Below are 14,638 nucleotides of genomic sequence, written 5' to 3' on the forward strand. Positions count from 1 at the left end.
AGTTTTTCGTCGTTGAAACTATTGTAACAGGAGTTTAATGATGTCTTTTCTTTTTACACAATTATATGGACTTAATCGCTTTTTCCGCCCGCAACCCCGTGATTCAGCGTTTGCTCGGGCTTTCTCTCGCTTTTTCCGCCCGCAACCCCGTGATTCAGCGTTTACTCGGGGTTACTCTCGCTTTTTCTGCCCGCAACCCCGCGATTCAGCGTTTGCTCGGGGTTACTCTCGCTTTTTCCGCCCGCAACCCCGTGATTCATCGTTTGCTCGGGGTTACTCTCGCTTTTTCTGCCCGCAACCCCGCGATTCAGCATTTGCCCGGGCTTCCTCCTTCTTTTCCCGACCGCAACCCCGCGATTCAGCGTTTGCTCGGGCTTTCTCTCGCTTTTTCTGCCCGCAACCCCGTGATTCAACGTTTGCTCGGGCTTTCTTTTCTCTTACTTCCTCTTTATTGCCAGGAACACCATCTCCCTAGCTCTTGCTTTTGCTCTTGCTCTTGCTCTTGCTCTTGCTCTTGCTCTTGCTCTTGCTTTGCTTTGCTCCATACAAAAAAGCGATGAGACCCTCAAGTTACATCGCTTCATCCATCCTTTATTCATCTATTGTTCCGTTAAAATAAGCGGGCCATCTTTTGTAATCGCTAGTGTGTGCTCATATTGAGCAGAGCGTTTACCATCCGTTGTCCGTGCCGTCCAACCGTTTTTGTCCATCTTACTTTGCCATTTTCCTACATTCACCATTGGTTCGATCGTGATGACCATCCCCTCCTTGAGACGCAGCCCCTTTCCAGATTGACCATAGTGAAGAATTTGGGGCTCTTCATGTAAGGTCGGCCCAATTCCATGACCCGTAAAGTCACGAACGACCGAAAAACCTTCTCCCTCCACATAGGATTGTATCGCGTGACCAATATCACCAAGACGATTGCCGATGACAGCTTGTTCCACACCCCGATCCAATGCTTCTTTTGTCACCTTCAAAAGCTTTTGATCCGTTTCAGAGATCTCTCCCACTGCATATGTCCACGCAGAATCAGCCAACGCCCCGTTCAAATTAAAAACCATATCAATCGTAACGATGTCACCTTTTTTCAGCATTTTTTTACGGGGAAACCCGTGGCAGATTTCATCATTGATTGAAGCACAGGTAGCATACTTATAGCCTTGGTACCCTTTTTGTTCTGGCGTAGCACCATGCTCAGCTAAGTACTTTTCAACAAATGCATCAATCTCCATCGTTGTTATACCTGGCTCAATCAGCTTGGCAATTTCCTTATGGCAATTTGCCAGTAATTTTCCCGCCTGATGCATGAGACCTATCTCTCGTTTAGATTTTAATGTAATCACATACATTCACCCTCATTTTTTTCTTATTCATTTCTACTTATTATCTTCAACTATCCTACCATAATTATGTTCATTATTCATGAATAGCCACTTACCATTTCACTCAAAAATAAGCTACGGGAAAAGGTTACCCACCTCCCCGCAGCTTTCATCTAACACATACTCATCCGTTCAGATTCCCTGAAATTCTGAAACTTCTAGGTTATCTTGCTCTACTATGGTTTTTCTTTTACGTTTTTGCTGATACCACTCATAGTAATCATAGGCATCCTCTAATGGTAAGTCCTCAATAGATGCAAAGTTTACTGGTGTGCCTCGCGTCGCAATTTTCAGCGTTGATAACCCAAATACTTTTTGTAGCTTAGACTGCGAAACTTGGACCTCTTCAATTTTCTTCTTTTCCGCAATAATCATATCCACAGAAAATGCTCCAGAGCGTAATTGTACAAATGGTGAAAATAAACCATGTCCGCTATGAAGATAATCAATATATCGCATAAACACAATGACAGCTAGTAATATTGGGGATAGATACCATCTTTCGCTCCAGAAAATGAAGATTCCTGCTGATGCGATTAACCAAAAATAACTAGGGCGAAGCATTTTTACGACTAAAGCATTTTTCGGCAGCTTCTGTAAGGGCTGCTCCACTTTAAAAGCAGGAAGAACCTTAGGAAGTAATTGGTTGGCTCGCTTTTCTGTTATAAAAGGAAACAACATCGTCTGTTCCACTTTTTCATCGCCTGTTGCCCCTGCACATACGAGCTCTACTCCAACAATACCAAACCATCTTCGTACAAAAGTTTTTGTAAACTTAACCGCTTGAACTTTGTCCTTTTGAATCGTCCATTCTGATTGTGATAATACCCCTTTTTTTACAAAAACACGCTCTGCATTTGTTTCAACCTGGTAATTACCATAGGTTAAGTAAGTCGTAAGTAAACCAAATAATAAGGAAAAAATCAATAACACAAGAATCGTGAATAAAATAAGTGTCCACGTTTGACTGATCATTTGATAAGCTTCACTGACGTATTCATCAATATTGATGACGTCTCTTAGTTGACTTAAGAAACCGAATAATACCGGCACTAAGGCAATGACACTTAAAGATGTAAAGGCGGCAAAAATAATTTCTTTCGACGTAATGGTATAATGCAGTTTTTTCTCTTCCTTTTCTTCCACACGCTCATTTTCTTCCATGGTTTCATCTTTTATATCGCTAACTTCATTATCTTCCGCTATTTGTTCGCGAAAATTGGAGATATATTCTTTAACCCAAAGAGCATCTTCTCTTTTTATACATTCAAGCTTAATCGAGGAACCACTTGCACTCGATGCCGTATCTATGGTCACGGTCGTTAATCCAAAAGGGCGTTGCATGAAATGAGTTGTCATCTGCACCCCTTGAATTCTTTCGAGTTGCACAAACCTTTTTTTACGAATAAAGCGACCTTCATTCACTCGAATTTCATCACCACTAAAGCTATAGCGGAAATTAATCCACTTAAACACTAATGAAACGAGCATGAAAACAAAAATGACGATAACTGCAATTTGAGCAATTCTTGTAAACATCGATGGCTCACCTGAGTTGACGACAAAAAAGATAATGATCGGAATAATTAAGCCATAAATGGACTTAACGATTTCAAAAGGAATCCATAAAGGGTGTAGGCGCTTGCCATCCTTTAGTAGCTCATGCTTATCATCTTTCATCATCGTGATTCAACTCCTCATCTACCGTACCTTCCTCCGCCTCACTTAACTCAGCAAATGAAGCAATTTTACCACGTAATTCTTGTGCTGTTAGCTCCGGTATAGCTGGTATCTCATGTGTAGAAGCTGTTGTCCCTACAGATAAGGTAGAAAGATGGAACCGTCTTAGCAACGGACCTTGATTCGTATTCACATACTGAACCTTTACCATCGGTATTATATAATGACGTTTGATAAAAATCCCAAATTTAAGCTGGATAAAGTCCTCATCTACCTCATAACGCCACGTTCGTTGCAAAAGATTAGGTCTAATAAAGATGGCAAAAATGGCGTATAGAATATCAAATACAAGAATGGCGATTAAAGCATAACCTATCCAGGTAATCCAATCAAAATAAAAATGGAGAAAAAGTAAGACAACGAGTACGATAAATGATACAGCTTGCTGCAATACGGCGGATAGCCTCCAAACCTTAACGGCTTCTGTTGATATTTGCTGTGTGGGCTCTTGGATTCGATCTAGCATAGTTCTTCTCCTCTTTCTATGTATATTTGTTACTGCTGATGCTCATGTGCGGAGCTCAGCTAGGTTACTACTAATTCTCAAGTTCTACAAAACATTCTAAAAAAACAAATTGAATGGAAAGCCAACAAGTAAAGGCAAATCACTATTTTCATGTTTGTGTATTTGGCATGTTCATGAAAGGATGGTGCATGTGCTGTACAGATGATAAGCAATAGGCCTGTTAATTTTAAACTCCCTTTTCTTGCTATTATGATCTACGTTAGGTAATGAGAATAGTTTCAACTTTTGACGATTTTTGCAAAATTTTGTATATAATCCATTATAGCATAAGCATTTCTTACGTGACGCATTACCCTCTTTGATAGAAACGAAACCATTTACCCTTAATACTCGTATGTATAAACTAGAAAGAAAGGACGGTGTTGATGATGCACAAAAAGTTAGTCTTTATCATTATGATTGCTATATTTTTATTACTTATCCCAACACAGACTTTAGCTGTTGATTTTACGATTACAAACAGCGAAATAGATGTCCACTTACAAGAGAATGGTGAGATACACGTGGAAGAACATTTCACCTATACGTTCGAAGATGACTTTAATGGGATGACGCGTGAGCTCTTCCCAGCCATAAATACGACCATACATGATTTTACTGCTTTTGAGCAAAACAACCAGCTCAATGTCGAGCTAAAGGATGGTCAATATTATATTTATCGTGAGGGCAAAGAAAATGAAACTGTCACGTTTACGTTAAGCTATTCGATTCATCACGCTCTAAAAGTGTATGAAGACTTAGCGACCTTCGCCTGGTCTTTCCATGATTCCAATAACAACACTGACTTTGCTAACTATATCATTAGTATCTACCCACCAGGAGAGCCGAAAGAAGTTTACACTTATGGAACTGACACTTTATTTAACCAAGAACAAATCCATCAAAATGGTGTCGTTTCCTATCACCTTAATGAATTACGTGCAGGAGATGACGGTTCTGTTTACCTCGCTATGGATGCGGATTTATTTTCTGATGCACCCATGACGGCCCATGCAACAATAAAGGATTCATTTCTTGCAGACCAACAAGAAGTTATAGTAGCTGTTGAAAAAGCAGAGCAACGCAAAGAACAATATGCCTTTATAGGAAAACTGCTTATTCCCCTTATGACGGTCCTTGCTGCGGGGCTAATTATAAGAGCTGTTCTTATCAAAAAACGTAACATCGCGGCTATGAAATATCAGTACGCAAAAACCGAGGACCATCCTAAAAAAATAATTAGCATACCAGCTGCTATTTTTTATACAAATTACGGTCAACTTCCACCTGAAGCGATTTCTGCTGCTCTACTTGATCTAGTCAGGCAAGGTTACGTCAAAGAAGAAGAACGTGGTCACTTTACTCTTCAAACGAAAGATGGCATGAATAAGCACGAGCAGACCTTTACTTACTGGCTATTTAACACAATCGGTCAAGGTGACTCTTTTTCTGTTAAAGATATGGATAAATACGCAAAAAATAAAAAGAACCGAGAAACATACATGAACCAATATCATAGCTGGATTAATGCCGTCAAAATGGAAACAAAGGAAGCGAACCTCGTTGACTCTCAGAAGATGACTAGGATTTTTTCACTTATCCTTATGCTTATTAATGTCCCATTTCTATTCTTTTTTCCACTGAATGGCTTAATCGCTGAGTTTGTATTCACTCTGATCTTAGCTTTATTCTTTCTATTGTTCAGTTGCTTCTATTCAACGAAAACTCTCTTAGGAGAAGAAGTCATTTACGAATGGCAGGCGTTTCAAAAATCATTTAATCAAACTCCACAACAAGATTGGACACAATGGGACCCTGACAAATTAAAACAAGCCATCATCTATAGTCTCGGCACAAAAAATAAGCATTTCATGAAAGATCACGATAAACTCGTTGAAAGCTTTAAGAATCAAGCTAATGTCACGGCGACCAATCACAACGTTTATTCACACGCCGACCCGCTCTCCTACTTATATCTGGGAGCAATCATCTCACAAAGCACTCGTAACTCTAATCAAGCATTCTATATAACGGATAGCGGTAGCTCTAGTCATTCCTCTAGTGGATCAGGCGCAGGCGGTAGCGGTGGTGGTAACGGAGCATTCTAACAGAAATCAGCAACTCTACGATCACAAACTAATCACGTAGGTTGTGATCAACCTCTTTTGTAATTTTTGTGATACAAAGGAAGGAAATTGCCCTATCCCCGCTCAAACGGTGCCAAAACCGCAACTCACCACAAATAGGAAATCGTGTTTCGCTCTTCAAACTGGTGGCTCTTCATTCACTCCGCCACCAACATAGATGAAAGTAGTGGCGACTGTTCAAACTGTTGGCCCGTTTACAACTCCATCACCATGAGGAGTCGTACGCACAAAAAGGTAGGAGTCTCCTGTTAAGTCATCTATCGCAAGATGGATGACCAGCTAACTTCAAGGCACAACCTATTGCCCATAAATAACTTTCATTTAAAAGACTTCCGACTCTTACTTGGAAGTCTTTTTTCATCCTAATTTGAAAATAGCGAATATATGTTCTATAATCAAAGAAACAAAACTTCATTTCAAGGAGGCGCCATGGAACCACTCAAAAACCTTTATACAAAAGACTATTTACTACCCTTTGTCACCAACATGAAAAACGTGTATCCAAATTTTCCTGACCAACAATTTTATGAGTTGATTTTTACAAGTGATTGGGAAGACCTTGAGCTGAAACAAAGAATAAGGCGAATTGCGACAGCCATTGGTCAAACCATTCATCCCTATGAAAAAGCTATCGGTTACTTACGAGAAATCGCACCAAAATGCGAAGGCTTCGGTTATTTATTTTTCCCTGATTTTATTGAAGTTTATGGACAAGACAATTGGAAACTATCGGTTCAAGCGTTAAAAGAATTTACTCCCTATTCCAGCTCTGAATTTGCTGTTCGTCCTTTTATTGAAAAGGATCAAGATACAATGCTTGCTCTTATGTATGAATGGGCTCATGATAACGATGAGCATGTCCGACGTTTAGCGAGTGAAGGTGCACGCCCTAGGCTACCTTGGGCCAAACCCTTACACCAATTGAAAAAAGATCCTTCCCCTGTTTTACCTATCTTAGAAGATTTAAAGACGGATACAAGTTTATACGTTAGAAAAAGCGTTGCTAATCACTTAAATGACATCTCAAAAGATCATCCTCAGCTTGTGAAGAAATTAGCAAGTCAGTGGTATGGCCAACATAAACATACAGACTGGATTTTAAAACATGGTTGCCGAACTTTACTTAAACAAAGCGACCCAGATATTTTAGCGCTATTTGGTTTCCCACCTATTTCTGGTATCCAAGTTATAAGCTTCGATTTACAGAAAAATATCAAAATTGGCGATAAACTTTCTTTTACATTTACGTTTCATCAACCAAACTTACAGCCTACGAATCTGCGCATCGAATATGCAATTGGTTACAGAAAGAAAAACGGTAAGCTTTATTATAAACGTTTTAAATTAACAGAAAAAACGTTCGCTCACGGTGATCACACATACACAAGAAGTCATTCCTTTATGAATCTATCTACACGTACTCACTATTCCGGTGAACATGAGCTTATCCTGTATATAAATGGACAAAATCAAACCACTACCCATTTCCAGTTATTTTAATAAAAAAAGCCATCCTTATATAGAAATGCTCTATATTGAGGATGGCTCATATCGCCCTAACAACATTATCGTGTCATTTAATAGAAAACAAGTTCTTGTTATTTACCTCTTTCTAAGAAGTGTAGAGGTCTCTTTAATTTTTCTGGGATCAAATGTTGATATCCTATTTCTTGAGGTGAACAATAAGCAAAGCGCCTACACCGTTACTTAAGTGCCATCACATCTCAAAGTTCACTGCGTTACCATTGCTATTTTACTCCGCGTTACCGTTTACCTCCCCATTCTCTTCCTCTTCCTCTGGTTCGTTAGTAACTGGCGTACATTCGGCAAAATCGAGATTAAGCTTTCTAATCGTACCAAGCCCGTCATTCTCTTTAAAACGTAATGAAAGCTCTGTACAGTGTAAAGGGACCTTTTTGCTTGGCCAATTAGCTAAACCATTTGCTATTGGAAGCGTGTTGGCACCCATATATCCATTCATACTTACACCTACGAAATTACTATTACCTCGTGGTAAATACTTTCCGGAATAAGCGTCATAGTCGCAACGGATTGGCTCATCATCCCATTTGGATTCGCTATCATAATAACAATTTCCGTAATTACACATATCTATTCCTCCTCTAAGATGGCATCACTGATAGACTTCTTTTCTATCAATGTATTAGCAATATATGCAAGCAATCCAAATATGGCAGGGGATTTCTCCCACGTCACGAGTGGAATTTATCCATTTCCTATGATTATACCATTCACTAGATTTCTACCTATTAATAGACATTGAGCACGGTATTATATACTTTTAGACAACAATGTAGAGGCCATACGTTCGAACATTGTTTTATATCAAACAAAAAGACAAGATTACAAGCTATAACGTGGTCCTCGAAAATTTCAAACTAAAAAAGCGAAGAGCTACCACTAGCTTTTCGCTTTTTCTAATGTTAGCAGTATGAACCAAATACATTTATTTACCTTTAAAATTTGGTTTCCTTTTCTCCGCAAATGCTTCTAAAGCCTCGATACGATCCTTCGTTGGAATAATTACCTCATACGCTTTCTGTTCAATGGCAAGTCCTGATTGCAAGCTCACTTCACTACCATGTAAAATCGCATATTTAGCTTGTTGTACAGCGATCGGACCATTAGCCGTAATCGCGTATGCTAATTTCTCACAAATAGAAAACAGTTCGGATCGCTCCGCTACGCCATTAACGACTCCTAGCTGCAAGGCTTCCTCAGCATCGAACTTTTTAGCTGTTAATATTAATTCCATAGCCTTCGATGTTCCTATTAATCTAGTTAAACGCTGTGTGCCACCTGCTCCAGGAATAATCGCCCAGCTCACCTCTGTTAATCCTAGTGTTGCACTTTGCACAGCGTAACGAAAATCACAAGCTAATGCTAACTCAAGCCCTCCACCAAGTGCATAGCCATTGATAGCAGCTATAGTCGGTTGCGGTAATGCAGCTATTGCAGAAAAGACATCTCGAATCGCTTTAACATTCCGCTTAACCTCCGTCTGATTAAGCGTTTTCCTTTCTTTTAAATCAGCTCCTGCACTAAATGCCTTTTCTCCCGCTCCAGTAAAAATAACGACGCGTACCTCGTTATTAATATGTAAAGAATCGACAATCTCTTGGAGTTGGTTTAATGTTTCAAAATCAAAACAATTTAAAGACTCTGGTCGATTAAAAGTCACATAGCCAATATGATTATTCTCTTCGTATATCACTTTACTCACAGTCTTGCCCTCCCATAAAAAATCAATGCACCTTAATATTCTCAACAATCGTGGCAATCCCTTGACCAACCCCGATACACATCGTCGCTAGTCCATTTTGGGCGTTTCTTCTTTTCATTTCATAAATAAGTGTTGTCAAAATTCGTGCGCCACTCGCACCTAATGGATGACCAAAAGCAATAGCCCCGCCATTTACGTTGACAATCTCTTCTTCTAGCTCCAATTGTTTTATACATTCTAGTGACTGCGATGCAAATGCCTCGTTCAACTCTACCAAATCCAAGTCCTGCACCGTTAAACCTGCTCTCTCTAGGGCTTTCCTCGTAGCAAATATTGGCCCGATCCCCATAATGCGCGGATCAAGACCAGCAATAGCAGATGCCTTATATTTGACTAACGGTTTTAACCCCAACTGATTTGCCTTTTCCTCACTCATTATAAGTAAGGCCGACGCACCATCATTCACACCTGAGGCATTACCCGCCGTTACCGTCCCATTTTTAAATATCGGCCTAAGTGTACCTAGCTTCTCTAAAGTCGTTTCAGGTCTTGGATGTTCATCCTTATCAATAATCTTTACGTTACCTTTACGGTCGGTAATGGTGACAGGAACAATCTCATCATCGAACTTCCCTTCACCCATCGCCTTTTTCGCTTTTTGTTGACTTTTATAAGCAAAGGTATCTTGTGCCTCACGACTAATATCAAATTGCTCAGCAACATTCTCAGCAGTTTGAGGCATTGAGTCCGTTCCGTACATTTCATCTAAAAGCGGATTAATAAAACGCCAGCCAATCGTTGTATCATACATCGTGATATTTCCACGTGGATAATCACTTTCCGCCTTCCCGCTCACAAAAGGAGCTCGTGTCATACTTTCTGTTCCACCAGCTATAAAAATATCACCCTCACCTACAGCAATAGCTCGTGCTGCATAATTAACCGCATCTAGACCTGACCCACAAAGTCGATTTAAGGTCGTACCACCAACCTCAACAGGTAATCCAGCTAAAAGAGCTGACATCCTTGCGACATTACGATTATCCTCACCTGCACCGTTGGCATTCCCAAAAATCACTTCTTCGATCTCGATAGGATTCAACTGTGGATTCCGCTCAATAAGAGCCTTAACAACGATTGCTCCTAGATCATCAGGTCGAACAGATTTTAACCCTCCCTTATATCTTCCTATTGGGGTTCTCACAGCATCAACAATAACAACTTCTCTAACCATGATTATATTCCTCCATTTATTTATTTTTATTTGAATTTCAGAATACCTATTTACATAATGTCCAGGAAAACTAAGTGAGGGAATTACTCGGGCTTGCACACGCTTTTACATCGCATAACCCCGTAAATTCGAAACTTTCACAAGTCCCATCAATTGAAAAAGTAAGCCTCCTCCTAATAGAAGGAGCAGGCTGTATTTGTCGATGGCTTTGTCCTTGTAATACCTTGTTTCCCCAAGGTGATTCTTACACATCACGACCCTTTGAATTGTGGTTTCCTTTTTTCTAAAAAGGCACGCGTTCCTTCTTTTTTATCTTCCGTTCCAAACAAAACCGCTTGCAAAGATTTCTCTAAGGCAAGACCTGATGACAAGTCACTCGTTGGACTTTCATTTAGTGCAATTTTTAACATCTTCACCGTTACGGCTGACTTACTGGCAATCTTGCGGGCAATTTCATAGGTTTTATCCATTAAAATCTCCTTAGAAACGACATGATTTAATAGCCCTAACCGATGTGCTTCTTCGGCATCAATAATATCCCCGGTTAAAATTAACTCTTTCGCTTTTGCTAATCCGACAATTTTAGTTAACTGCTGTGTTCCCCCACCAGCAGGTAAGATACCAAGATTCACTTCAGGCTGACCAAATTTTGCCTCCACGCAGCCTACTCGAATATCACATGCTAAAGCTAATTCACAGCCTCCGCCTAAAGCATAGCCATTAATTGCCGCAATCGTTGGTTTCTGTGATCTATATACGTTTAATAAAATGTCCTGTACAGCTAACCCATATATATCCATAGGCTTGCGATCGTGAATCCATTGGATATCTGCTCCAGCTACGAAAGTTTTGTCATGACCAGTAATGACGATCACATGTACAAGCGGATTCGTATTTAACTCCTTTACCGCTTGATCTAGCTCATCCCAACTCTGCGGGTCCATCGCATTCCTTTTTTCTGGACGATAAATTTGAATCGTGCCAATGTAATCCTTGATGTCTAATTGCAAGTATTGGTAATTCAAGCTTTATCCCCCTCTCTACTCATAACTATAAACACCTTTACCTGTCTTTCTCCCCAAACGTCCAGCCTTAACATATTTAACTAAAAGCGGACTTGGCTTAAAGCGCTCCCCTAATGTTTCATGCAAATATTGTAAGTTATTTAATCGAGTATCAAGCCCCACCAAATCACCTAATTTAAATGGTCCCATTGGATAATTTAAGCCAAGCTCAATCGCCCGATCAATCTCTTCAGGAGTACCTACACCTTCCATGAGCATATTAAAAGCTTCGTTACCAACGAGGCTACTAATTCTACTCGTAACAAAACCAGGCATCTCATTAATCACAACAACATCCTTTTGCATTTTGATCGCTACATCTTTTACCACTTCTACGGTTTCATCACTCGTCTCTAGCCCACGAGCTATTTCAACGAGTTTCATTCGATGAACGGGATTAAAAAAGTGCATCGCAATCACTTTATCAGGACGTTCTGTATATGAACCTATTTCCGTAGGACTCATAGTTGATGTATTGGTAGCTAAAAGCGTTTCTTTTTTCGTAAAGCGATCTAGTTGCTCAAAAACTTTTTGTTTAATTCCTTTTACTTCTGGTACAGCTTCAATCACGAAATCCGTATCGCCAGCACATTTCTCTAAATTCGTTTCATAGATTAAATGATTTTCAACGAAAGCTTTTTGTTCCTCTGTCAGATAACCTTTAGCTAGTTGTCTACTAAGTAAATCCGTAATCGAAGACTCAGCTTTCTTCAAGCTCTCGTTACTCACATCGTGAATCGTCGTTTCGAATCCACTGATTGCGGCTGCATAAGCGATCCCTGTACCCATAACGCCGGAACCTACTACTAATATCTTCATATAATTCCCCTCCACTCTATTTATACCTCTAGCAAAATTTTTCCGATATGCTTCCCATCCAGCAAACGTTGTTGTGCGGATTGAATGTCTTCTAATTGAAAAACTTGATCGATATGTGGGAAAGCTCTCGTCCTCTCTAGGAATCTAACTAATTCATGGAAATCTTGTAAATCACCCATCCAAGAACCTGTAATCATTATTTGTTTACCAAAAATAAGACGTAAATCGACTTCGGCCATTGACCCGGTAGTAACACCACAAAATGCCAGCCTACCATTCCGTTTTAACATTTTTAAGCTTATTTGAAAGGTCTTGGCTCCAACATGATCTAAGACTACATCTGCCCCAGCCTTGCCTGTAGCCTTTCTTACATTTGACGCCGTTTGTTCATCTCTTAAAATAAACGTCACATCATCAAAGCCTAGTTTTCTTAATGCATCTATTTTTTCCTGAGAGCTTACGATACCTATGATGGAAGCACCAAAAGCTTTTGCAATGGAAAGGGCCGCAAACCCTAGCCCTCCAGATGCACCCCAAATAACAACGGTATCACTTGCTTTCATTTGTGCTTTGGTCACTAAAGCATTCCAAGCGGTTACATAAGAAACCGGGACACCTGCCCAAGAACGAATATCCTCCTTGGCCACCTTCACAGCTCGCTTCGCTTGAACATGAACATATTGGCTATAACCACCATCAAAGTGATAGCCTAAAATTTGAAAATGTCGACAAGCTGTTTCTTGTCCATGACTACAGCTTTCGCATAAACCACAACCTTTTCCAGGATAAACCGTGACATAATCGCCGACATGTAAATGTGTTACCCCTTTCCCCACTTCTTCAATTCTGCCAACAACATCAGCACCAGGAATTCGAGGTAAAGACAACTTTTCTCCATTTCCACCTTCTCGTAACCACACATCTAAATGGTTTATCCCACAATAGGAAACCTTAATGCTAATCTCTTCGTTAAGAAGGGGGGCTCTTTCTAATTCTGTGTTATAGTCCAATTGATTAAGAGAACCATGTTCCTTTATAACTATTCCTTTCACCTTTCCCGTAGTGTCCATGGTTTCGGTCCTCCTATCGTCGATCCTCAAACCGTTTTAATTTGGCTCTAACACCATGACCTGTTAGCTCTCTTAACGAATCCGGTTCGACAATATTCACATTAATTTTCACACCTATTTTTTGCTTAAGCTGGCCTTCTAATTCAGTTTGTAATGCTGAGCGATCACTACTCACAAATTTAGGCTCGACTAAAATAGTCATCTCATCACGAGCTGCTTGACCATTTGATTCCAAACGTTCAAGTAAGCAAAAATATTCCCCATTCGTTTTTTCACTTTTGGAGACAATGTCACCTAAGGCTTCTGGCCAAACATTAATGCCTCTGAGTTTAATCATATTGTCACTTCTACCTTTAAAATAATCGATTTTCTTATGCCAGCTTCCACATGAACATAACTTCATCTCATAACTTGCTGAAATATCTTGAATGTTATAACGAATTTGTTGGGTCCCCGTTTTATATAGAGCCGTCACTACAATATTGCCACGATAACCAGGCGGCAACGGTTCACCTGTTTCAAAGTCAACGACCTCAATAATAAAAGCATCTTCGAAAATATGAAGCCCTTCCTCTGCCTCACACTCTGCTGCCACATACTGGACCTCATGGAAGGCATAAGAATCGTAGACAGGACATCCGAATACGTCCTGTACAGGCTCTTTCGCTCCAAATCCAGATAATGTCTTAATGTGCAAATCTTCTTTTGGATCTATTCCCATCTTTTTCGCTGTGTTTCCAATATGGACAAGATAATCTGAAGTCGCCAAAATAGAAGAAACACCAAAGGTTTGCAAGAACTCGACTTGTTTTTCTGTTGGCGTAACATTTCCTGTTCCTGTCGTTATGGGTGTACAACCTAACCATTGCCATAACCCATGATCCATAATCCAAGCGGCATTATGTGTCGAATATGCCCATGAATTCATCACCGCATCACCAGGACGAATACCATGTAAATAGAACGTTCTTGCACTTAAAATAGCCCCTACTTCGCGGTCCCAAGCAGAATAAATCGTTGGCCTCGGTGCACCAGTCGTACCACCACTCGTATAAAATCTTAAAGGCTCATGTGTACCATCATCAAAATGATATTTTTGATAATCACCAAACGGTGGCTCTAATTGAATACTCTCTCGAATATCATCAATCGTATATAGAGGAATTTTATGCATGTCTTCTAAGCTCTGAATATCTTCTGGAGTGAAATCATGCTTCGCCCAAAGCCTTTGGTAAAATGGGATTTCTGCCCCTTTTTTTAATGTTTCCTTTAATCGTTTAAGCTGATTATCCTCTATTTGTGCACGACTCCACTTCCATGCTCCATCCATAAACTCTAGTGGCGGCTCATACGCATTAACAAGCTTCTCAAAATTAACAGCTTGATAGTAGTACGGAGTCTTTTTTGTTGTCTTCACAATAGTGCCTCCT

General features: G+C 40.0%; 13 protein-coding genes. 3 read left to right on the top strand and 10 right to left on the bottom strand.

The window, feature by feature from the left end:
- Positions 1 to 65: 65 nt before the first annotated feature.
- Positions 66 to 560, top strand: coding sequence for a hypothetical protein (locus tag PQ479_RS19250; RefSeq protein WP_273717170.1), 495 nt, complete (start codon positions 66 to 68; stop codon positions 558 to 560).
- A 39-nt stretch (positions 561 to 599) separates the two neighbouring features.
- Here the strand turns inward: PQ479_RS19250 and map are convergent, their stop codons facing one another.
- From map to PQ479_RS19265, 3 genes are all read right to left on the bottom strand, one after another.
- A complete protein-coding gene (gene map, locus PQ479_RS19255; RefSeq protein ID WP_047988264.1) occupies positions 600 to 1,346 on the bottom strand; it encodes a type I methionyl aminopeptidase in 747 nt (248 codons plus the stop codon).
- 171 nt (positions 1,347 to 1,517) lie between these two features.
- Positions 1,518 to 3,068, bottom strand: a complete 1,551-nt coding sequence (locus PQ479_RS19260; RefSeq protein ID WP_047988185.1) for a PH domain-containing protein — start codon at positions 3,066 to 3,068, stop codon at positions 1,518 to 1,520.
- Entirely contained in the window at positions 3,055 to 3,591 is a 537-nt protein-coding gene (locus PQ479_RS19265; protein WP_047988184.1) for a PH domain-containing protein, read from the bottom strand. Before PQ479_RS19265 ends, PQ479_RS19260 begins: the two co-directional genes overlap by 14 nt.
- 428 nt (positions 3,592 to 4,019) lie before the next feature.
- Between PQ479_RS19265 and PQ479_RS19270 the strand changes: the two genes are divergently transcribed.
- Positions 4,020 to 5,738 carry a DUF2207 domain-containing protein gene (locus PQ479_RS19270; RefSeq protein ID WP_273717171.1) on the top strand — a complete coding sequence of 573 codons (1,719 nt, stop codon included), beginning with the start codon at positions 4,020 to 4,022 and terminating at the stop codon, positions 5,736 to 5,738.
- Between the two features lie 468 nt (positions 5,739 to 6,206).
- Complete coding sequence (locus tag PQ479_RS19275) at positions 6,207 to 7,277, top strand: DNA alkylation repair protein (protein ID WP_047988182.1); 1,071 nt, start codon at positions 6,207 to 6,209, stop codon at positions 7,275 to 7,277.
- A gap of 253 nt (positions 7,278 to 7,530) precedes the next feature.
- Here PQ479_RS19275 and PQ479_RS19280 read toward each other — a convergent pair whose 3' ends face one another.
- The 7 genes from PQ479_RS19280 to PQ479_RS19310 all read right to left on the bottom strand — a co-directional run bounded on the left by PQ479_RS19280 (position 7,531) and on the right by PQ479_RS19310 (position 14,625).
- A complete protein-coding gene (locus PQ479_RS19280; RefSeq protein ID WP_047988181.1) occupies positions 7,531 to 7,887 on the bottom strand; it encodes a hypothetical protein in 357 nt (118 codons plus the stop codon).
- 357 nt (positions 7,888 to 8,244) lie between these two features.
- On the bottom strand, positions 8,245 to 9,021 hold the full coding sequence (locus PQ479_RS19285; RefSeq protein WP_047988180.1) for an enoyl-CoA hydratase-related protein: 777 nt from the start codon (positions 9,019 to 9,021) through the stop codon (positions 8,245 to 8,247).
- Positions 9,022 to 9,043: 22 nt separating this feature from the next.
- Positions 9,044 to 10,255 carry an acetyl-CoA C-acyltransferase gene (locus PQ479_RS19290; protein WP_047988179.1) on the bottom strand — a complete coding sequence of 404 codons (1,212 nt, stop codon included), beginning with the start codon at positions 10,253 to 10,255 and terminating at the stop codon, positions 9,044 to 9,046.
- Positions 10,256 to 10,506: 251 nt separating this feature from the next.
- Positions 10,507 to 11,280 carry an enoyl-CoA hydratase/isomerase family protein gene (locus PQ479_RS19295; protein ID WP_047988178.1) on the bottom strand — a complete coding sequence of 258 codons (774 nt, stop codon included), beginning with the start codon at positions 11,278 to 11,280 and terminating at the stop codon, positions 10,507 to 10,509.
- 15 nt (positions 11,281 to 11,295) lie between these two features.
- The gene (locus PQ479_RS19300) at positions 11,296 to 12,138 is read right to left on the bottom strand and encodes a 3-hydroxyacyl-CoA dehydrogenase (RefSeq protein ID WP_047988177.1); all 843 of its coding nucleotides are present in this window, start codon (positions 12,136 to 12,138) and stop codon (positions 11,296 to 11,298) included.
- A 20-nt stretch (positions 12,139 to 12,158) separates the two neighbouring features.
- Positions 12,159 to 13,208: a zinc-binding dehydrogenase gene (locus tag PQ479_RS19305; RefSeq protein ID WP_047988176.1), complete on the bottom strand. Its 1,050-nt coding sequence runs from the start codon at positions 13,206 to 13,208 to the stop codon at positions 12,159 to 12,161.
- 13 nt (positions 13,209 to 13,221) lie between these two features.
- The gene (locus PQ479_RS19310; protein ID WP_273717172.1) at positions 13,222 to 14,625 is read right to left on the bottom strand and encodes a phenylacetate--CoA ligase family protein; all 1,404 of its coding nucleotides are present in this window, start codon (positions 14,623 to 14,625) and stop codon (positions 13,222 to 13,224) included.
- Positions 14,626 to 14,638 lie beyond the last annotated feature (13 nt).

Source organism: Alkalihalobacillus pseudalcaliphilus, assembly GCF_028610675.1.
Lineage (GTDB): Bacteria > Bacillota > Bacilli > Bacillales > Bacillaceae_D > Alkalihalobacillus > Alkalihalobacillus pseudalcaliphilus.

Coding starts and splice junctions, on each gene's coding strand:
- PQ479_RS19290 (WP_047988179.1), bottom strand. CDS start 10,255: ATGGTTAGAGAAGTTGTTATTGTTGATGCTGTGAGAACCCCAATAGGA.
- PQ479_RS19305 (WP_047988176.1), bottom strand. CDS start 13,208: ATGGACACTACGGGAAAGGTGAAAGGAATAGTTATAAAGGAACATGGT.
- PQ479_RS19280 (WP_047988181.1), bottom strand. CDS start 7,887: ATGTGTAATTACGGAAATTGTTATTATGATAGCGAATCCAAATGGGAT.
- PQ479_RS19270 (WP_273717171.1), top strand. CDS start 4,020: ATGCACAAAAAGTTAGTCTTTATCATTATGATTGCTATATTTTTATTA.
- PQ479_RS19265 (WP_047988184.1), bottom strand. CDS start 3,591: ATGCTAGATCGAATCCAAGAGCCCACACAGCAAATATCAACAGAAGCC.
- PQ479_RS19250 (WP_273717170.1), top strand. CDS start 66: ATGGACTTAATCGCTTTTTCCGCCCGCAACCCCGTGATTCAGCGTTTG.
- PQ479_RS19300 (WP_047988177.1), bottom strand. CDS start 12,138: ATGAAGATATTAGTAGTAGGTTCCGGCGTTATGGGTACAGGGATCGCT.
- PQ479_RS19260 (WP_047988185.1), bottom strand. CDS start 3,068: ATGATGAAAGATGATAAGCATGAGCTACTAAAGGATGGCAAGCGCCTA.
- PQ479_RS19275 (WP_047988182.1), top strand. CDS start 6,207: ATGGAACCACTCAAAAACCTTTATACAAAAGACTATTTACTACCCTTT.